This is a genomic window from Corynebacterium sp. Marseille-Q4381 (assembly GCF_036881695.1).
Taxonomy (GTDB): Bacteria; Actinomycetota; Actinomycetes; order Mycobacteriales; family Mycobacteriaceae; genus Corynebacterium.
Genome location: NZ_JBAJNR010000005.1, coordinates 44,742 through 64,587, shown reverse-complemented (window position 1 = coordinate 64,587; position 19,846 = coordinate 44,742). Strand labels below are relative to the sequence as shown.

The window sequence follows — 19,846 nt, the reverse complement described above, 5'->3', positions numbered from 1 at the left end:
CGCTGACTATGCTTAGGCGCATGCGCCCCGCTTTCGCCTTCACGGCGGCCGTCGCCGCCCTCGCTGCCAGTACGCCCGCCGCGCTGGCCACCACGCCCACCACAACCGTTTCGGCGCAGCCCACGGTGGCGCAGTGGCGCGAGGTTGCGCTTGAGGCAAAGCAGCTGCTTGACGACGCCACGTTGGACACCCCCGAGCGCGCCTCCCTTGAGGCCGACTACCGCCTTGCTTTGGCGCAGTGGCGCAAGGCGCTAATCGCCGAAGGTGATGAGATCGTCGCGCAGAGCGAGGCCGCAGAGGCCGAGGGCACCCTCACAGAGGAGGAGGCGGAGGCCTTCGCCGAGGCGCTCGACGAGATTGCGGAGGAGCGCGCGCTCGTGCGCGAGCTGCGCGCCGAGTTGCAGGACGACGACGCGGTTGTGCTGCCAACGGTGCTGGGCGAGATCGAAGTGGTGCGCGAGGTAGCCCTCGACGCTGTCGAGCGCTCCGAGGACGACAAGCAGGTCGCGTTCGGGGAGCTGACCGCGCCAGCCCCTGCGTCACCGGCTGAGCCGACGCCGTCGCTTTCCCAGCGCGTGATCACCCTCCAAGACACGGAGACAGAGACGACGACCTCCACGTCGACCTCTTCGACGGCGGCAACGACGACGTCGGAGCCGACGAGCACGATCGTCACGTCCACCACCACCGAAGCGACCACCAGCATGACCGCCGAGGTGCTGCAGAACCGCACGACCGAGGCGACAACGACGGCAAGCAGCACGAAGTCGTCGACTACCTCGTCGACCTCGTCCACCTCGAGCTCCAAGCCGACCACCACCACGACCACGGCGGATCGTGACGACGACCTAGCGGACACCGGCACCCCGATGCTGGGCGTGCTCGCGATCGCCGCGCTTCTGGTCGCGGGCGGCGTTTACCTCACCCGCCGCGCGTAAGTGCCACGGGTATTCCGCTCCGACCCGGTCGCGGTCGGGGATCGCGTGGTGGTGCGGCAGCGGCGCGGCGAGCTGGCGAGCGACGTCATCGGGTTCGTCGAGTCGGTCGATCCGCTGGTGATCCGCCGGGGCGACGAGCTCGTGCAGATCGGTGAGCTCCACATCATGAAGAAGCTCTCCCCGCGCACCGTGCGCAACTCCGACATCCGCGCGATCGAAACCGCCACAGCCCGGGCGTTCCCGGGCCAGGAGCAGCTGATGGTCGGCGGCTGGCTCGTGCGCGCCGGCTCCGAAATCGCTGAGCGCTCCAACAGCGCGACCCCCATCGGCCACTCGGCGGGTTTCAACCCGGTGCCGATCGCCGAGATCGCGGAGTTTTACCGCGTGCGCGAGATGCCGGTGCAGCTGCTGATTCCGGAGCGCATTGGCAAGCCCGCACTCAAACTTGTCGAGCGCGAGGGCTGGGTGCTTGGAAGCGAAATCCTGGTCATGTCCGCCGCGCTTGCGGACATCCCCGCACCCGAAATGGACCCGCACGTGCGCGTCGACACCGCGCCCGACGACGAGTGGCTCGCCCTGTACCACTACCGCGGCCAGGACTTGCCGGCCGAAGCGGTGCTTGATCTGGCGCAGTCCATTGACGGCGTGATCGGGTTTGCGCGCTACGTCGTCAATGGCGAAACGGTCGCCGTCACCCGCGCCACCATCACCGAATCCGGCGACGGCACCCGCTGGCTGGGCTTTTCCGCCGTCGAGGTCGCGGACGGCTGGCGCCGGCGCGGTATCGGCACCGCGATGTGTGAGAGCGTGCTCGCGTGGGGCATGAGCGCCGACCCCGCCGCCGACGCCGCCTACCTGCAGGTCCGCGCCAGCAACACCGCCGGCATCGGGTTGTACGAAAAGCTCGGGTTCACCGAGCACCACCGCGAGCGCTACGCCCGGTTCGACGGCCCGCTTGGGTAGGGTTGACCCATGCGAATTGCCACGTGGAACGTCAACTCGGTGCGCACCCGCGCCGAGCGCATCGCCGCCTTCCTTGAGCGCAGCGGCACCGACGTCCTGTGTATGCAAGAAACGAAGACGGCGGACGACAAGTTCCCCTACTCCACCTTCGAGGCCGCAGGCTACGAGGTCGCGCACGTGGGCTACTCGCAGTGGAACGGCGTGGCGATCGCCTCGCGCGTCGGCCTTGACAACGTGCGCGAGTCCTTCGAGCGGCAGCCGAAGTTTGCCAAGACGGGCGCGCCGAAGGTGGAGGCCCGCGCCGTGGGCGCGACCTGCGGCGGGGTCGACGTGTGGAGCCTCTACATCCCCAACGGCCGCGAGATCGGCGACCCGCACTACGACTACAAGTTGCAATTTTTGTGGTCGTTGAGGGGGGAGGTGGCGGCGTCGACAAGCCAACTGCTCTGCGGCGACTTCAACATTGCGCCGCGCGACGACAACGTGTGGGACATCGCGTTTTTTGAAGGCCGCACGCATGTCACCGAGCCGGAGCGCGCCGCGTTCCAGATGCTGCTGGAGGCCGGGCTGACCGAGATCCGCCACGACGACCGCTACAGCTTCTGGGACTACAAGGCCATGCGCTTTCAAAAGAACCAAGGCATGCTGATTGACTTCATGCTCGCCACCGACCCGATGCACACGCGGCTGCAGGGCGCCTGGGTCGACGTGGAGGAGCGCCGCGGCAAGGGCGCGTCCGACCACGCGCCGGTGGTCGCCGACTTCGACACCCACGATCTGGAGCTGGACGCAGTGCGATGACGCAGACCGCGTTTTTGATCGTTGATTACCTGATCAAGATCGTGATGATCGGCGTGGTGCCGGGCAACCGCAAACCGTCCTCCGCCAACGCGTGGCTGTTGCTGATCCTGTTCGTGCCGGTCGTCGGCCTGCCGCTGTACCTTCTCATGGGTTCGACGCTGGTGTCGCGCCGCCGCCACCGCATCCAGCACCAAGCCAAGGCAGCGGTGGAAAATATCCACGCAGGTGTGGCAAGCGTCGCGCTGCCGCCGGACAAAGACGCCATCGTGCACCTCAACCGCACGCTCACCGGCTACCCGGCGCTTCCCGCCCGCGCGCCCGCGCTATGGACGGACTACGACATGACGATGCGCCGCATGGCCGAGCTCATCGACACCGCCGAGCACACCGTCCACATCGAGATCTACGCCGTGGCCTGGGACGAGACCACCGCACCCGTCTTCGAAGCCATCGAGCGCGCCGTTACCCGCGGCGTCCACGTCCGCCTGCTCTTCGACCACATCGGCTCCCGCAAGTACCCCGGCTTCCGCGCGCTCAAACGCCGCCTCACCGCCATCGGCGTCGACTGGCACATGATGCTCCCGCTCGACCCGCTGCGCCGCAGGTGGCGCCGGCCAGACCTCCGTAACCACAGGAAGCTACTGCTTATCGACGCCCACCTCGCCCTCATGGGCTCCTTCAACCTCATCGACCGCGGTTATCTCATGCCGGGCCACGTGCGCGCGGGGCGGCAGTGGGTGGACGCGTTCGTCGAACTCGAGGGGCCGATCGTGGCCTCGCTCGAGTCCATGTTCGCCGTCGACTGGTACACCGAGACCGACGAGGTGTTAGAGCTGGCGCCGCCGTCAGCTGCTTCGTTCGATGCCGCTGACGCCAACATTGTGCAGCTCGTCCCCTCTGGCCCCGGTTACCTCACCGAGCCGAACCTGCGCATGTTCAACGCCATGATCAGCCACGCCCGCGAGCACCTGGTGCTGTGCTCCCCCTACTTCGTGCCCGAAGATTCGCTGCTAGAAGCCATCACGTCCGCCTGCTACCGCGGCGTTCGCGTGGACCTGCTCGTTGGCGAAAGGGCCGACCAATTCATGGTCCAACACGCCCAATCCTCCTACTACCAGCAGCTTTTCGAGGCCGGCGTCCGCATCTTCGAATTCCCCGCCCCGTACGTCCTCCACACCAAGTTCGCCCTCGCCGACCCCGGCTCCCCCGCCGGCGTCGGCGCCATCGGCTCCTCCAACATGGACATCCGCTCCTTCTCGCTAAACTACGAAAACAGCCTGTTCATCGCCGAGGGCTCCCTGCTCGCCGCGCTTGCCGACCTCGCCTCCAACTACCTCGCCGTCTCCCGCGAACTCACCCCGGAAGTGTGGGCGAAGCGCCCCTGGCACCGCCGCTACATCGACAACGTGATGAAGTTGACCTCCGCCCTGCAGTAGGCGCTGCTGCTAGCCGCCGCCGCTCGCACTGTTCGCGTTGTCCCTCGGCCCGTTCGCACGGCTTTCGCAACGCATCTGCTCGGCGTCCCCAGGCACCCTTTCCCCGATGTAAATACCTACAGTTGTAGTTCTACTTCCCCACTTGGCGTTTTGCGCTGAACTACAACAGTAGACCTACAACTCCGTAAAACTCGCGCCCCAGACGCGGCGACCGCGATCCGAAGCAGGCGCCGGATCCCAGCACCAAGCCGGTCCTCGCCCAGACCCAAGCGAGTGTCGCCCCGCCCGAGACACCAAATCCTCGATGTAAATACCTACAGTTGTAGTTCTACTTCCCCACTTGGCGTTTTGCACTGAACTACAACAGTAGACCTACAACTCCGTAAAACTCGCGCCCGAGGCGCACGCCGCCAGCAAGCGCACCACCGGCAAACAAACACCGCCTCCAACACACCTACCGAGCCTTCACCACCGGCTCGCCGCGGAGGTCGGCGCGCTGCTTGGCGGCGAGGATGCGGGAGAGGACGGCGGCTTCGTCGGCAAGCAACTGGCTCGGGTAGATCCGGATGACTTCGTAGCCCTGTTCCTTGAGCCAGTTCTCGCGGACCATTTGTTTGTCCAGAACGTCGTGGGGCACGTCGGCGTACTTCATGCGGCCGTCGATCTCGATGATGAGGTTGCCCCACAGCAGGTCAACGCGGTAGTTGCCGATCTTCTTCTGCACCTCGACGGTGATGTCCCGCTCCAGGAGCATGAGGCGGCAGACGGTCTCGTACGGCGACTCGGAAAGATCGTTGCAGGCGGCGAAAGCGGCGCGGGCGGCCTGGATGTTGCGCGCGCCGGCCATCCGCTCCAATGTTTCGGTGATGTCTTTTGTCATGGCAGCACGCTCCCACATCTTCAGCCCGCGGAACAGGCTGTCGAACGCCACGACGCCCTCCCGGAAACCGTGGAAGCGCGCGATGTCGATGGCCGTGCGCACGGGCCGGGTGCAGCGCAGGTTGTGGGGAGGGTCGAGGGTGATGATGTCTTCGTCGTAAAGCGTGTGGCGCCTATAAATCACGCCTTCCGGCCACTGCGAGCGCACCGGCCGGGCGCGTTGGTTGATCAACTCGACGGGTATGTCGCCGGACGGCAGCACCCACATCCCAGAAACAGACGCGGCGGAGCGGCCGGCGAGCACCGACGTCCGCGCCGCCAAACCGACGGCGTAGCAGCGGAGAAAGTCCTGCTCAAAAGTCTTAAGCTGCTCCCATTCCGCAACCGGTATCCACCGCGTCGCTGACAACTTCAGGCACTTCGTCCGCGCGGCCTCGGAGCGGCACACAAGCTTGGCAGCCAGCTCCGCACCCGTGTCCGACGGCCCCAATACAGTCCCCACAACTTCCCCCCAAAAGCCCCAAAAACAGTGGAGCGATCCCCCTGATCACCCCGACTGGGTCAGAACCTTAACAGCTCCTTACGCATCGCGCGCGGCGAGCACGATCACGCCGATCGCCCACACCGCAACCGCCCACACGGCGTAGATGCCCAGCGACGCGCCGAGGGACCAGTGCGGGGTCGGCTGGTTGGTCATGAACGCGAGCAGGTTGCCAAAGGGCATGAACTTCACAATCTCGGTGCCGAAGCGCGGGATGATGCCGATGATCGATTCGAGCACCAGCATCACCGCGAGACCTGCGACGATGGAGCCGGAGGTATTGCGCGTGAGCCAGCCCACGCCCTGGGTGAACATCGCCAAAAGCGCCATCCCCAAAGGCACGGCCCATAGCGCGCGCTGGGTGGCGGGGTTGGTGGGCCAGTTGGCGGAGACGGGGGCGGTGAGATCAGCAAGCGTGAACGCCACGACAAGACTCAAAACAGACACCACCGCCGCGAGCACCGCGCCCAGCAGGAGCTTGGCCGCCGCCACCGGCCAGCGCTTGGGCGCGATGCGGAAGTTGGTGGCGGGGATGCCGAAGCGGTACTCGGTGGTCACGATCATCGATTGCTGCACCACCACCACAATCGCCGTGGTCAGCGCGACCGTCGCGACGACGGTGATCGGCACGTACGGCATCGCGGAAAACTTCGCAGTCCAGCCGAACAGCAGCCCATAGAGCGCGGCGATGAGGATGGTGATGCCGCTGTTCCACCACAGCGAGGCGGTGGAGCGCAGCTTGGTCCATTCTGCGGTGATGAGGTTAAGCATGCTGGCCCTCCTGTCGCGCCTGCGCTACGTACTGAGCTTGGCCTTCGGTGGATTGGATGTAGGCGTCCTCGAGCGAGGCGCGCCGCTCGGTCAGCTCCAGAAGCGGCACCCCGGCAGCAAACGCCAGCTCGCCCACCTCGTCGCTCGCCCGGTCCGGAATCTCGATCGCGGGGCGCCCCTCGGCGTCGGTGACCTCGGTGTAGGCACCACCCAGGGCCGAAAGGAGCTTTTGCTTATTTGCGTCCCCCTTCACCCTCACCACCGTCATCACCCCAGAGTTCGCGCGGATGAACTCGGCGACAGAGGTGTCGGCGACCAGTTTGCCGCGGCCGATGACGATCAGGTTGTCGGCCGTTTGCGCCATCTCCGCGAGCAGGTGCGAGGACACGAGCACGGTGCGGCCCTCGGCGGCGAAGGCCTTCAGAAGCCCGCGCACCCAACGGATGCCTTCGGGGTCGAGGCCGTTGACCGGCTCGTCCAGAATCAGGTACTCCGGGTCGCCGAGCAGGGCGGCGGCGATGCCGAGGCGCTGGTTCATGCCGAGGGAGAAGCCGCCGACGCGCTTACCAGCCACGTCGGTAAGGCCCACCAGCTCCAGCACCTCGTCGACGCGGGAGGTGGGAAGGCCCGCGGCCTGGGCCTGCCACAAAAGACTCGCGCGGGCGCTGCGGTTGGGGTGGACCCCTTTCGCGTCGAGCAACGCACCCACTTTCTGGGCGGGGTTGGTTAGGGAGGGGTACGGGGTACCGTCGATAAGCGATGTGCCCTGGGTGGGTTTATCCAACCCCAGGATCATGCGCATGGTGGTGGATTTGCCGGCGCCGTTGGGGCCTAAAAAGCCGGTGACGACGCCTGGTTTGACGGTGAATGTGAGGTCATCGACGGCCGTGACCGCGCCGTAGCGCTTCGTCAGGCCTTGTACTTCAATCATGCGGTTCAGTATGCACCACAGCCTGGACAAGAGCGGGCAGCGAAGCGGCGAACCCGGGGTGGAGCGGCAGCGCAGCAATCTCGTCGAGCGGGACCCAGCGCAGCTCCTCGCTCTCCTCGTTGGCGGTGACGCGAAGTGGGCGATCAGCGCGGGCAAGCACGGTGGTGTAGCTCCACCCGGGGACGGAGAAGGTGACCAGCTCCCCGGTGACGGTGACTTCGGAGACGTCGATGGCGCACTCCTCCACCGTCTCGCGCAGCGCGGCCTCGGAAGCGCTCTCGTGCGAATCGCGGGCGCCGCCGGGGATGCCCCACGTGCCGCCCTGGGCGGTCCACGCGGCGCGGTGCTGCATCAGCGCGCGGCCGCCGGCGACGAGGAAAAGCCCTGCGGCCCCGTGAAGGCCCCAGTATTTGGTGTGGTTGTGGTGGACCCATCCGTTTCCGTCGCCAAGCATGTGCCCCACTGTATATTCTTGGGGAATGGCGGACGATGAGTGGCTGGAGCGGGCCGAGGGGGGCTCGCGTCAGACGCTGTCCGAGCCTGCCCGGTACGTCCGCGGCACGGCGGGGGCGCTGACTACCACTCCGGGCAAGATCGTGGCGATGATGGTGGTGCTCACGCTCGCGCTGCTGGCCGCCGGGATTTCCATGAGCCAGTCGATGGCGGCCAGGCAGCGGGCGCTGGACACGCTGATCACGTCCACCGAGCCGATGGCGGCCTCGGCGCACGCGCTGTACTCCTCCCTCTCGCAGGCCGATACCGTCTCCACCACGGCGTTCGTGCAGCCGGGGCTTTTAACCCAGGAGCAGATGGAGCTCTACTGGGCGTCGATAGACAGCGCTGCGGTCCACGCCGCCGAGATCCACGAGGGCGCCCTTTCCACCGCCGGCGAGGACGTGACCGACATCCTGCGCGACCTGCCCGTTTACACCGGGCTGATGGAGCGCGCGAAGGTGAACCAGCGCTTGGGCAACCCCGTGGGCGTGGCGTACATGACGGAGGCGAGCGCGGTGATGCGCGAGCAAATGCTCGCCCGCGCGGACGAGCTGGCGCAGCTCACGCAGGAAGAGGTGGCGAAGGAGGTGCGCCGGCTCTCCTCGCCGCAGTGGGTGCCCTTAAGCGGCCTGGTCGCTGCGCTTCTGTTTCTGGCCGTCGCGCAGGTGTGGCTGTGGCGCACGTTCCGCCGCCGCTTCAACCGCGGGTTCTTGGCCGCCACCGCCGCGATCGTTGTTGCGCTGGGCTGGGTTGGCGTGTCCAGCTACCAGTCGTGGCAAAACGGCGTGGTGGGCTACGAGCGCGCCGTGGAGCCGTGGCAGCAGCTTGCCAGCGCGCGCATCGATGCCCAGGAGGCGCGCACCGACGAGACGCTGACGTTCCTCGCGCGCCAGTCGGTGTCGCGCTCGGCGGGCTCGTTCGACCAGACCCGCGCGCAGGTGGAAGCGGCGCTGGACGCGGCCGAGCCGTTGGAGGGCTCGGAGGCCTCGGTGGCGGCGGCACGCGGGGCGCTGGCTGACTGGGCGGCGGCGCACGAGCAGCTCACGGAGCTGCTGGCGAACGGGCGTTTCGACGCTGCGATCGACCTGCTCAACGCCCGCCCCGGCTCCGCCTCGGCTTACGCAGAGCTGGACCGCGAGCTGCAGCACTTAAAGGACGTCTCGCGCGAGAGCACGCGCGCCTACATCACCGCCTCGCTGGATGCGACGCTGCGCGTGTCTACAGCAGTCGCGCTGCTCACCGTGGTCGCGGTGGTGTGCATCTGGGCCGGCATCCGCCGCAGGTTGGGGGAGTACTACCGATGAAAAAGATTGCGCTTTGGGGCATTTGCTTTACGACGCTTCTCTCATCCTGCACCCCTGCCCCCGACCTAGCGAGCGACGCCGTCAGCGACGCGGTCACCGGTCCCGTGGCCAGGCGCGAACTGCCCCGCCCGCCCGGTGCGGAGTTGGATCCGCCCGGCGTCGAACCCGAGGAGGGGTTCGTGCAGGACGCGAAAGCGTTTCAGTGGCCGGGGTCGCTGCAGCCGGGCTCGGAGGCGGACCGCGACGGTCCGCACATGCGCCGCATCCGCGAACGCGGCCGCCTGATCGTGGGCGTGGACCAGTCGCAATACCTGCTCTCCTACCGCGACGCCACCCGCGGCGACCTGCGCGGCTTCGAGGTGGATTTAGCGCACGAGATCGCGAGCGACATGTTCGGCGACCCCGACACCGTGGACTTCCGGTTTGTTGACTCCGCCTCGCGCACCAACGCCCTGCAGTCGGGGGATGTGGACATTGTCATCCGCACCATGTCGATCACGCCGGAGCGGGTGAAGGTGATCGACTTCTCCACGCCGTATTTAAACTCGTACGTGCGCGTGCTCGTGCCGCGCGACCGCGGCGTGCAATCCGTGGACGACCTGCCGGGCAAGACCATCTGTGTGGCCGACGGGACGAACGTGATGAACCTGGTGCGCGAGCGCTTCGGCCAGTCCGCGGTGCTGCGCACCCGCTCGTGGTCGGATTGCCTGATGGCGCTGCAGCAGTTCCAGGCGGACGCGGTGGTCGGGGACGATTCCGTGCTCGCCGGCATGGTCGCCCAGGATCCGCTGGCGCAGATTTTTTCGGACAGGTTGGCGTCGCAACGCTACGCCGTAGGCGTGCCCAAGGGCCACGACGACGTTGTGCGCCAGGTCAACTCCACCATCGAGCGCATCCGCAGCGACGGGACGTGGAATGCCATGTACAACGAGTGGCTGAAGCGCTCGCTGTCGGAGTCGTGGCTGCCGCGGCAGACGTACCGAGAGGAGGAAGACTCGTGAACGAAGAGCTGACAGGCCCCGGCACCGATCCCGGCACCGAGGCGGTGGCGTTCGACCCGTTTGCCGACGACGACGATGTCAGCGACCTCGGCGAGATGGCCGGGCTCTTAAAAGACATCGAGAACCTGCGCGCCGGCGCCGACCCCAGCCAGCGCTCGCGCATGCAGGCGATCGACACATTCCGCGAGCGCCGCGGCACCCGCCGCGAGTCCCGCCTCGTTGCGGACGGCATGGTGGAGCTGCCCTGGGTCCAACCCACCGACCCGAAGGACGCGCTGGTGGACCCCACCCCGGCCGTGACGCAGAAGTCCATTCCCCCGCCGCTTTTGCAGCAGGGCGACGTGGTGGCCGGGCAGTACGAGATCACCGGTGTGATCGCCCACGGCGGCATGGGCTGGATCTACCTCGCGCACGACCACTACGTCGCCGGCCGCGTGGTCGTGCTCAAAGGCCTGCACTCCACCGACAACCCCGACGAGGCGGCGGCAGCGGCGGCGGAACGGGAGTTCCTGGCTGAGATCACGCACCCGGGCATCGTCCAGATCTTCAACTTCATCGACGACCCGCGCGTTCCCGGCGGCTTCATTGTGATGGAGTACGTGGGGGGCCCTAGTTTAAGACAGCGTAGTAACGCAGAGCCCAACCACCACCTGGAACCGGACATCGCGATCGCCTACATGTTGGATGTCCTCGACGCGCTGGCCTATCTGCACTCGCGCGGGGTGGTGTACAACGATTTGAAGCCAGACAACGTGATCGTCACCGAGGACCAGGTCAAACTCATCGACCTGGGCGCGGTGTCCGGCATCGGCGCGTACGGCTACATTTACGGCACGCGCGGGTTCCAGGCTCCTGAGGTGGTCAGCGACGGGCCCAGCATCGAGTCCGACATCTACACCGTCGGGCGCACCCTGGCGGCGCTGATGATCGACCTGCCCGCAACCGGCGGCGTGTACGACCACGGCATCCCCACCCCCAGCGACGAGCCACTGTTCCGCCGTTACATCTCGCTGTACCGCGTGATCGCGCGCGCCTGCCACCCGGACCCGGAGCTGCGCTTCCACTCCGCCCGCGCGATGGAGATGCAGCTGCTCGGCGTGCTGCGCGAGGTCATCGCGGTGCGCGACGGCCGCACCCACCCCGCGCAGCACTCGTTGTTCTCCCCGCAGCGCACCACGTTCGGCACCAAGCACCTGGTGTTCCACACCGACCAGCTCATCGACGGCATCACCCGCACCGTGGAGATCACCCCGGCGGAAGTCGTCGCCGCCCTCCCCAGCCCGCTCATTGACCGCTCCGACATCGGCGCCGCCATGCTGCAAGGCTCCTCGTACGCGGAGCCGCAAGAAACCTTGGAGACGCTGCGCCAAGCGATGCGCACGCCGCAGTACGAAGAATCCATGGAGATCCCCTTCGGTGTGGTGCGCACCATGGTTGACTTGGGGCTTACCTCGCAGGCGCGCTCCTGGCTCGACTCCTTGGACGAGAAGTACGGCAAAAACTGGCGCTACTTCTGGTACTTCGGGGTGGTCAACCTGCTGCTGGGCGATTTCCGCGCCGCCCAGCAAAACTTCTCCACGGTGCTCAACACCCTGCCCGGCGAGGCGGCGCCCAAGCTGGCGCTCGCCGCGGTGGACGAGCTACTGCTGCAAACCGCAGGTGTCCACGAAGAACCGCTGCTGGAGGACACGTTGGCGCAGGCCAGCGCAAGTTTGAGCAGCTCGCTTGCCGACATCCCTTCAGCCACCTTCCACCACCTCATCGAACGCGGCGTGCTAGAGGCCGACTGGTCCATGTCCACGGATGATCCCGCGATGCTGCGCTTCCACGCGATGCGCCTTTACGCGCTGGTGTGGATCTCCAACCCGACGACGGTATCTTCCGCGTTCGGTCTGGCGCGCCAGCTCATGCACGAGGGCGAGGTGGAGCTGGCTGTGAGCGCCCTCGACCGCGTGCCGCAGTCCTCGCGGCACCACCGCATGGCATCACTCACCGCGATTCTGTGCCTGGTGGCGCAAGACCTCACCGAGTCGCGCATCCGCCGCGCGGCGCGCCGGCTGGAGAAGATCCCCAACACCGAGCCGCGCTTTTTGCAGGTTAAGATCTTCGTCCTGCGCGCGGCGCTGACGTACCTGAGCGATAACCGCCTCAGCGCCGCCGCGAGCACCAAGCCGTTGTTTGAGTACGACTTCACCGTTCGGGGTTTACGGCGCGGGCTGGCGATCACGCTGCGCGAGCAAGCCCGCGTCGCCCCCTACGCCAAGCACCGCTACGCGTTGGTGGACATGGCGAACAAGGTCCGCCCGGCCACCTGGTTCTAGCGGGTTCTAGCGGTTGGCGTAGCGCGCGGCGACGGCGGCCGCCTTCTGCGCGATCGCGAGCTCCTCGTTCGTGGGCACGACGAGGACCTTCACCTTGGAGTCGTCGGTGGAGATGATGCGCGGGCCGTCGTTAGGCAGCGCGTTCTTCTCCGGATCGATCTCGATGCCGTACATGTGCATGTTGTCCAGGGCGTCGGCGCGCACGTATTTGTCGTTCTCCCCCACGCCCGCGGTGAACGTGATCGCGTCGACGCGGCCGAGGGCAACCATGTAGGAGCCGATGAAGCGGCGCAGCTGGTTGATGTACACGTTGTACGCCAGCCAGGCGTTCTCGTCCTCGTTCTCGATCATCTTGCGCAGCTCGCGGAAGTCGTTGACGCCGGCGAGCCCCTTGACGCCGGATTGGCGGTTGAGCACGGCGTCAATTTCGTCGATGCTCAAGCCCCCGTTGCGGTGGAGGTGGAATATGATGCCCGGGTCGATGTCGCCGGAGCGCGTACCCATAACCAGACCGGCGAGCGGGGTGAGCCCCATGGACGTGTCGATCGGGTGGCCGTTCTCCACCGCGGAGGCAGACGCGCCGTTGCCCAAGTGCAGGACGATCTGGCGCGTGTGGAGCGGGTCGCGGCCGATGAGCTGCGGCACCTGGGAGGAGACGAACTCGTGGGAGGTGCCGTGGAAGCCGTAGCGGCGGATCTGGTTCGCCTCAGCGACCTCGGCGTTGATCGCGTACAGCGCAGCGGCCGGGGGCAGTGTGCGGAAGAAGCCGGTGTCGAACACCGCGACGTGCGGGATGTGCGGCAGCAGCGCGCGAGCGACCTCAATGCCGTCGATGTTCGCCGGGTTGTGCAGGGGTGCGAGCGGGATCAGGGTGCGGATCATCTCGACGACGGGGTCGACGATCAGCTCCGGGTCGGAGAAGACCATACCGCCGTGGACAACACGGTGGCCGACGGCCACGATGTCCAGCTGGGTGGGGCCGAGCCCCTTCGAGTCGAGCAGGCGGAACGTCTCCTGCAGTCCAACGGTGTGGGTCGGGACGGCGCGCTGCACCACCCACTTATCCTCGCCGTGCTTGACGGTCACCTTGCCCTGAGGCTCACCGATCTGCTCCACCAGGCCGGAGACAAACGGTGCGTCGGAGGCGGTTGCGGTTGGGTCGACGATCTGGAACTTGATTGACGACGACCCCGAGTTAATCACCAGCACATACGCCATTTACTTCACCTCGCCCTGTGCGCCAGCCTGAATGGCGGTAATCGCGACAGTGTTCACGATGTCGGCGACGGTGGCGCCGCGCGACAGGTCGTTGACCGGCTTGTTCAGGCCCTGCAGGATCGGGCCGACGGCGAGCGCGTTGCCGGTGCGCTGCGCGATCTTGTAACCGGCGTTGCCGGCCTCCAAATCGGGGAAGATGAAAACGGTAGCCTGGCCCGCGACCGGGGAATCCGGGGCCTTCTTCTTGCCTACACCCGCGTCGCAAGCGGCGTCGAACTGCAGGGGGCCGTCCACAACCAGCTGCGGGTCGGCCTGCTTCGCTGCCTCCACGGCGGCGACGGCGCGGTCCACATCCGGACCGGAGCCCGAGGTGCCGGTGGAGTACGACAGGATGGCCACCTTTGGGTCGATGCCGAACTGAGCGGCCGTCTTCGCGGAGACGGCGGCGATCTCACCGATCTGCTCCGCGGTCGGGTTTGGGTTCACGGCGCAGTCGCCGAACGCCCAGAGGCGGTCCTGCATCACCATGAGGAAGATCGAGGAGACGACGGAGGCGCCCGGGGCGGTCTTGATGATCTGGAACGACGGCTTGATCGTGTGTGCCGTGGTGTGGGCGGCGCCGGAGACCATGCCGTCGGCGATGCCCTTGTGCACCATCATCGTGGCGAAGTAGGAGATGTCCTGCATCGTCTCCCGCGCTTGGTCGAGAGTGATGCCCTTCTTCTTGCGAAGCTCCGCGAAGTCAGCCGCGAAGTCTTCGAGCAGCTCAGACTCGAGGTGGTTGACGACGTGGGCCTTGGAAAGGTCCAGGCCCTGCTCGGAGGCGCGGCGGTTGATGTCTGCCTCGTCGCCGAGGATGGTGAGCTCAGCAACATCGTCGCGCAGCAGCTGGTCGGCGGCCTGCAGGATGCGGTCGTCTTCGCCCTCCGGCAGGACGATGTGCTTGCGGTTGGCCTTCGCCTGCTGGATGAGCTGCTTCTCAAACACAGCTGGGGACATGACGGGGTGAGCCTCGACAACCGGGATGTCGGCGCTAGCGAGCGCGTCCTCGGTGAGCGTCGTTGCAACGACCGCGCCAAGCTCCTCCACGCGGTGCCTGGCGTGCTCAGCAGACGGGCCACCAGCGATGAGCACCACCGGCGCCCCGATTGCGGCGGCGACCTGGGCGTCAAAGTTGTAGTCCCCGGTGCCGATCAGGAGGGTGTTCTCGGCATCGGTTGCGCTGGAGTTGTACACCGCGGCGAGGTCCGCGCCCTCCACGTTCGCCGTGGTCAAACCCAGGCGGGTTGCGAGTGCTTCGGTATCCACCCCGTCCAGGGAACGGTTCACCGACGTGATGAGCAGGCGATTTTGTTGGGACATTGCGTGACCTTTCGTCGTTGGCAGTTGGTCAGCGGCGCTGATCAGCGCGCGAACGCCTACCAATTCTACCGGCGCGGGCGTGTGGTAGCCGGGTGAAAAAGTGTGGGTGGTCTCTCAGAAGTCGAAACGCCTAAGCGTCGTAGTCAGCCGCGCGGGCGGCGCGGTCGCGGGCCTCTTCAACGGTGTCGGCGGTGGAGTGGATGAGGAGGGCGTCGGCAAGCAACTGCCCCCCTGTTTCCTCCACCGACATTGCGTGCGTCAACGCATCCCGAGGTGCGGAAACGCCGCGCGGCGCGAGGAGGGAGGCGCCGGGGGTGGTCAGTGTGACGTCGATTGGTAGGCGCAGCGACGCGCGGGCGAAGAGCTCGAACTGGTCGACACGTTGGGTGGTGCGGGTGAGCATGCCGTCGAGCGTCGGCAGGGGCGTTGCTTGAGAAAAGTAGACTTCTTCACCATCAACGAAGAGCTCAATCGCGAACAGGCCGCACCCCTCGAGCGCACCGGTGATGCGCGCCGCGATGGAGCGGGCGTTGTCAGCGGCGGCCTCAGACAACAGGGCGGGCTGCCAGGCCTCAACAAGCTCACCGTGGTCGTGGCGCGTGCCGATCGGCTCGCAGAACCACGTGGCCAACTCCCCCGTTGCCGGATCAACCGAACGAACCGTAAGGATCGTGACCTCATAATCGAAATCGATGAACCGCTCCACCATCAGATCCTGATCCCCGAACGGGTGCGCGAGCTCATCGGGCGACGTCGCCACGTGCTGACCACGGCCCAAACGGGGTTTCATAATCAGCGGGTAACCGATGCTCTCGGCTGCGGCGGTGAGCTCCTCAGGGGTGCGGGTGGGTTGGTAGGTGAGCGTCGGCAAGCCGAGCTCCTCACAGGCTTTCTGACGCAGCGCCGCACGGTCGAACGCCAGGGCACACGCAGACACCGCAGGCACGACGGGCGTTTGCTCGGCCACGGTGCGCAGCTCACCCGCGTTCACTGTGTCATCCGCAACCACGACCATGTCGTAGTGGGTGGCGTCAGAAAGTGACCCGACCGCTGAATCGCACCCAAGCCTGCGGTACGCAACAGCCAACTCGTCAGCGATCAATCCCGAACCGAGCACCAGAACCCGCGGTAGAAGCTTCATAGGTGCTCATTATTCCACGTGGGTGGGCCCATCTTGCGCATGGCAAAGCCCCACCCCCGCGTGGAGCAGAGATGGGGCTAGGCGCCGTTAACGGCTACTTCTTCGAGGAGGACTCGTTCCTGGAAGACGAGTCGTTCTTCGAGGAGTTGAACCCACCGTTCGGGTCACAAGCGTCGAACAGCAGGGTGCCCGCGAGAATCGCAGCGGCGACCCGTAAGTCTCCACCCGTTTAGGGGTAAAGAGCGTGAGCCTTTCCACCCGGCGAAGGTCTCGCTACTCGGGAAGAGGGGTGATGTGATGGACGGGGGCGTCGATAAGCAGCCTGCCCCTAACGCGCCATGACGTCGTGGCGCACGATCGTCTGATCGCGGCCGGGCCCCACGCCAATGTAGGAGATGGGGGCGCCGGAGAGCTCTTCAAGCCGCAGCACGTAGTCCTGCGCCTTCTTCGGCAGCTCGTCGAACGTCGTGCAGCCGGTGATGTCCTCGTCCCAGGCGGGCATCGTTTCGAAGATAGGCTCCGCGTGGTGGAACTGGGTCTGGGTGAGCGGCATCTCGTCGAAACGCTGGCCGTCCACGTCGTAGGCCACGCAGATCGGGATCTCCCCGATGCCGGTGAGCACGTCGAGCTTGGTCAGGAAGAGGTCGGTGAAGCCGTTGACGCGGGAGGCGTAGCGCGCGATGACGGAGTCGTACCACCCGCAGCGGCGCTTGCGGCCGGTGTTCACGCCCACCTCGCCGCCGACTTCCTGAAGGTAGTCGCCCCATTTATCAAAGAGCTCGGTCGGGAACGGGCCGGCGCCAACGCGCGTGGTGTACGCCTTCACAATGCCCAGCGACGCGGTAATGCGGGTGGGGCCGATGCCGGAGCCGACGCACGCGCCGCCCGCGGTCGGGTTGGAGGAGGTAACAAACGGGTAGGTGCCGTGGTCCACGTCGAGCATGGTGGCCTGGCCGCCCTCCATAAGCACGTGCTTACCCTCATCGAGCGCGGTATTGAGGGTGTACTCGGCGTCGATCACCATCGGCTTCAGGCGGTCGGCGTAGGAGAGGAAGTATTCCATCGTTTCATCGACCGAGATCGCGTTTCGGTTGTACATCTTCACCAGCATCTGGTTCTTCACGTCGAGGGCAGACTCGATCTTCTGGCGCAGGATGGACTCGTCGAAGATGTCTTGCACGCGAAGGCCCACGCGCGCGACCTTGTCGGCGTAGGTCGGGCCGATACCGCGGCCGGTGGTGCCGATGGCGCGCTTGCCCAAGAAGCGCTCCTGCACACGGTCCAGCGTCTGGTGGTACGGCGCGACCAAGTGCGCGTTGGAGGAGATCTTGAGGCGCGACGCGTTTGCACCGCGCGCTTCGAGGCCGTCGATCTCGGCGAAGAGCGCTTCAAGGTTGATCACCACACCGTTGCCCAGGATCGGGGTCGCGTTCTCGCTCAAAACGCCCGCGGGCAGCAGCTTCAGCTCGTACTTCTCGCCGCCGACCACCACGGTGTGGCCCGCGTTGTTGCCGCCATTGGGTTTGACCACATAATCAACCTGCCCACCCAGGATGTCGGTGGCTTTGCCTTTCCCCTCGTCGCCCCACTGGGCGCCCACGATCACAATGGCGGACATTGTTTTGCTCCTTATATATAGGTCAGCAACCGCAGCTATTGTAGCGTGCCTCATATGCAACTTATCTATTGCGCGTGCGGTGCCAAGGCTCAGGCTCAAGCGCAGGCAGTGGGCCCGATTCCGGGCGCGCAGCGTTTTGATATCCCCGCGGTTCCGTCGCGCAAGGACCTGCGCTTCTTAGACGCCGCGGCGAGCAAGTGCCTGCCCGAAGACCCAACACCGTCGCTCACGGAGATACAAGCGTCGCCGAACGTGGCGCATTTGGGCGACCCGCAGTTCGCGCCGCAGGAACCGCTCGAGCGGCTGCGCGTCATCGTGCACGGGGAGGACGCGGCGCTCGGCGCGGTGCTCACCCGCATGATGCGCGCCGATTACCTGTGGGCCGAGGTGGCCTACATCCCTATCGACCCCTCCTCCCCCGCCGCAGTGTGCTGGGGAGCGGTCGCGGATCCGGCCTTCGCGGTGGAGGCACCGGTGGTTCCGGCCGCCTGCGTGCGCACCGACGCCGGCGAAGTGGTCGCCGGCAGCGCCTCGATTACGCACGGCGACGGCTCGAAAGAGTTCGTCGGCGAGATTGTCGTCGACTCGCAGTCGCTCGTCTTCCGCACCGGCGGCCGCTCGGCGCGCTTCCGCGGCCATTTCGGCGCGCGCCTCGTGCCCACCATGTCTGCCCCCGGCATCGCGTGCGCGCCGCTGGTCACCCGCCGCGGCCGCACCGACGGCTCCAGGGCGCTCACCGGCCGCGCGGTGCAAACAGGAGGAGAGGGCATTTCGCTGCTTATCGACGCCCACCCCAAACCCCGCCAGCTCACCCACGCCACCTTTTACCGCCACTTGCGCGACATCCAATCGGTGCGAAACGCCTAATTTAGATGCATGTGATAAACATCACAACGCCTCTTTTCCGCTACTGGAGTGACATTTCGTAACCGTTTCGAGACCGTCGAGCGCGGCCGGTTTGTCAGTTCCCACGGTGTCCGCGCACCAGCGCTGCAGCTCACGGCATTGTGTCGGATCTCTTACCTGAAATTTCGGCGCGCGTCCGCATAATTTCGGTTCCCGAAGCCGGGTACGGATTGGCCCCGCGGCGATTTGCAAAACGTAGCTACGTTGGGACTCGTTCCCGCTTAGGGAGTTTCCAATCCAACAGACTGATTTAGGAGAAAATCATGGCTGATTACAACCGCATTGAAGATCTCGCAAACGCTACCGCTTTCGACGTTGACGGCGACAAGGTCGGCGAGGTTAAGGACGTTTACGTGAACGACACCACCGGCCAGCCGGACTTCGTTTCCGTGCACCACGGCTCCTTCGGTGGCGGCGAGTCCATCGTTCCGCTGCGCGGCCACACCCTGCGCGACGGCGAGCTGCACCTCGCGTTCCCGAAGGCTCGCATCGAGGACGCTCCGGAGCTCGACGAGAACGGCCACCTCACCACCGAGGACCAGGAGGCGTTCTACCGCCACTACGGCCTGACCGAGACCCAGGATGTCACCACCTACGAGACCGACGCTGCTGCCGCTCCGGCTGCAGGCGCTGCCGCTGGCGCTGGCTACGCTGCTGGTGAGGTTCGCGAGGATCGCACCGACTTCGTCGACGCTGACCGCCGCGACGTTGCAGACGTGAACAACGACGAGCTCGTTCGTTCCGAGGAGCACCTCAACGTGAACAAGGAGCGCGTTGAGTCCGGCCAGGTTCGCCTGCGCAAGTACGTCGTGAACGAGACCGAGACCGTTGAGGTACCGGTAGAGCGCGAAGAGGTCCGCGTTGTGCGTGAGCCGATCACCGACGCTGACCGCGCTAACTACGACGGCAACATCGGCGAGGCTGAGGCTTCCGTCACCCTCCACGAGGAGCAGGTGAACGTGTCCAAGGAGTCTGTGCCGGTTGAGAAGGTCTCCCTCGAGACCGACACCGTCCGCGACACCGAGACCGTTTCCGAGCAGGTTCGCAAGGAGCGTTTCGAGACCGAGGGCGAGGTCGTCGACGGCGTCGAGCGCGACCGCAACATCGACGGCGACGTTCGCTAAGCAGCCCGCTAGCCACGGCTAGCAAGCTGTAAAGCACGAAGGGCCCTAGCCGGGTTACCCGGCTGGGGCCCTCTTTCGTGCTTCTATCAAAAGGGC

General features: G+C 66.1%; 17 protein-coding genes. 9 read left to right on the top strand and 8 right to left on the bottom strand.

The features are described from left to right. Positions 1-20 precede the first annotated feature (20 nt). The 4 genes from V6D40_RS05465 to cls are packed head-to-tail and all read left to right on the top strand — an operon-like array spanning position 21 to position 4,138. Positions 21-938 carry a hypothetical protein gene (locus V6D40_RS05465; RefSeq protein WP_334289355.1) on the top strand — a complete coding sequence of 306 codons (918 nt, stop codon included), beginning with the start codon at positions 21-23 and terminating at the stop codon, positions 936-938. Continuing rightward, positions 939-1,901, top strand: coding sequence for an N-acetylglutamate synthase, CG3035 family (locus V6D40_RS05460; protein WP_334289354.1), 963 nt, complete (start codon positions 939-941; stop codon positions 1,899-1,901). Positions 1,902-1,910: 9 nt separating this feature from the next. Further along, positions 1,911-2,702 (top strand): exodeoxyribonuclease III, encoded by a 792-nt coding sequence (locus tag V6D40_RS05455; protein WP_334289353.1) that lies wholly within the window; start codon positions 1,911-1,913, stop codon positions 2,700-2,702. Further along, positions 2,699-4,138 carry a cardiolipin synthase gene (gene cls / locus V6D40_RS05450; protein WP_334289352.1) on the top strand — a complete coding sequence of 480 codons (1,440 nt, stop codon included), beginning with the start codon at positions 2,699-2,701 and terminating at the stop codon, positions 4,136-4,138. The genes V6D40_RS05455 and cls overlap by 4 nt, the downstream gene beginning before the upstream one ends. A 454-nt stretch (positions 4,139-4,592) precedes the next feature. On the opposite strand, the gene V6D40_RS05445 is transcribed toward cls, so the two are convergent. The 4 genes from V6D40_RS05445 to V6D40_RS05430 all read right to left on the bottom strand — a co-directional run bounded on the left by V6D40_RS05445 (position 4,593) and on the right by V6D40_RS05430 (position 7,714). After that, the gene (locus V6D40_RS05445; protein WP_334289351.1) at positions 4,593-5,519 is read right to left on the bottom strand and encodes an endonuclease domain-containing protein; all 927 of its coding nucleotides are present in this window, start codon (positions 5,517-5,519) and stop codon (positions 4,593-4,595) included. 78 nt (positions 5,520-5,597) lie between these two features. After that, complete coding sequence (locus tag V6D40_RS05440) at positions 5,598-6,329, bottom strand: ABC transporter permease (RefSeq protein WP_334289350.1); 732 nt, start codon at positions 6,327-6,329, stop codon at positions 5,598-5,600. Next, positions 6,322-7,260, bottom strand: a complete 939-nt coding sequence (locus V6D40_RS05435) for an ABC transporter ATP-binding protein (protein WP_334289349.1) — start codon at positions 7,258-7,260, stop codon at positions 6,322-6,324. The genes V6D40_RS05440 and V6D40_RS05435 overlap by 8 nt, the downstream gene beginning before the upstream one ends. Further along, on the bottom strand, positions 7,253-7,714 hold the full coding sequence (locus V6D40_RS05430) for an NUDIX hydrolase (RefSeq protein ID WP_334289348.1): 462 nt from the start codon (positions 7,712-7,714) through the stop codon (positions 7,253-7,255). The genes V6D40_RS05435 and V6D40_RS05430 overlap by 8 nt, the downstream gene beginning before the upstream one ends. A gap of 25 nt (positions 7,715-7,739) precedes the next feature. Between V6D40_RS05430 and V6D40_RS05425 the strand changes: the two genes are divergently transcribed. From V6D40_RS05425 to V6D40_RS05415, 3 genes are read left to right on the top strand one after another with little or no spacing between them, the layout of a single operon-like run. After that, positions 7,740-9,059: a hypothetical protein gene (locus tag V6D40_RS05425; protein WP_334289347.1), complete on the top strand. Its 1,320-nt coding sequence runs from the start codon at positions 7,740-7,742 to the stop codon at positions 9,057-9,059. Further along, positions 9,056-10,060, top strand: coding sequence for a glutamate ABC transporter substrate-binding protein (locus V6D40_RS05420; protein WP_334289346.1), 1,005 nt, complete (start codon positions 9,056-9,058; stop codon positions 10,058-10,060). The genes V6D40_RS05425 and V6D40_RS05420 overlap by 4 nt, the downstream gene beginning before the upstream one ends. Further along, positions 10,057-12,381 (top strand): serine/threonine protein kinase, encoded by a 2,325-nt coding sequence (locus V6D40_RS05415; protein WP_334289345.1) that lies wholly within the window; start codon positions 10,057-10,059, stop codon positions 12,379-12,381. The genes V6D40_RS05420 and V6D40_RS05415 overlap by 4 nt, the downstream gene beginning before the upstream one ends. A gap of 6 nt (positions 12,382-12,387) precedes the next feature. Here V6D40_RS05415 and V6D40_RS05410 read toward each other — a convergent pair whose 3' ends face one another. From V6D40_RS05410 to V6D40_RS05395, 4 genes are all read right to left on the bottom strand, one after another. Next, positions 12,388-13,599: an acetate kinase gene (locus V6D40_RS05410; protein WP_334289344.1), complete on the bottom strand. Its 1,212-nt coding sequence runs from the start codon at positions 13,597-13,599 to the stop codon at positions 12,388-12,390. Beyond that, positions 13,600-14,961 carry a phosphate acetyltransferase gene (pta, locus tag V6D40_RS05405; protein WP_334289343.1) on the bottom strand — a complete coding sequence of 454 codons (1,362 nt, stop codon included), beginning with the start codon at positions 14,959-14,961 and terminating at the stop codon, positions 13,600-13,602. A gap of 130 nt (positions 14,962-15,091) precedes the next feature. After that, positions 15,092-16,102 (bottom strand): ATP-grasp domain-containing protein, encoded by a 1,011-nt coding sequence (locus tag V6D40_RS05400; protein ID WP_334289342.1) that lies wholly within the window; start codon positions 16,100-16,102, stop codon positions 15,092-15,094. A 328-nt stretch (positions 16,103-16,430) separates the two neighbouring features. Further along, positions 16,431-17,720 carry an adenylosuccinate synthase gene (locus V6D40_RS05395; RefSeq protein ID WP_334289341.1) on the bottom strand — a complete coding sequence of 430 codons (1,290 nt, stop codon included), beginning with the start codon at positions 17,718-17,720 and terminating at the stop codon, positions 16,431-16,433. Positions 17,721-17,774: 54 nt separating this feature from the next. On the opposite strand from V6D40_RS05395, the gene V6D40_RS05390 reads away from it, so the two are divergent. After that, complete coding sequence (locus tag V6D40_RS05390) at positions 17,775-18,587, top strand: hypothetical protein (protein WP_334289340.1); 813 nt, start codon at positions 17,775-17,777, stop codon at positions 18,585-18,587. 302 nt (positions 18,588-18,889) lie between these two features. After that, on the top strand, positions 18,890-19,750 hold the full coding sequence (locus V6D40_RS05385; RefSeq protein ID WP_334289339.1) for a PRC and DUF2382 domain-containing protein: 861 nt from the start codon (positions 18,890-18,892) through the stop codon (positions 19,748-19,750). The last annotated feature ends 96 nt before the right edge of the window (positions 19,751-19,846 follow it).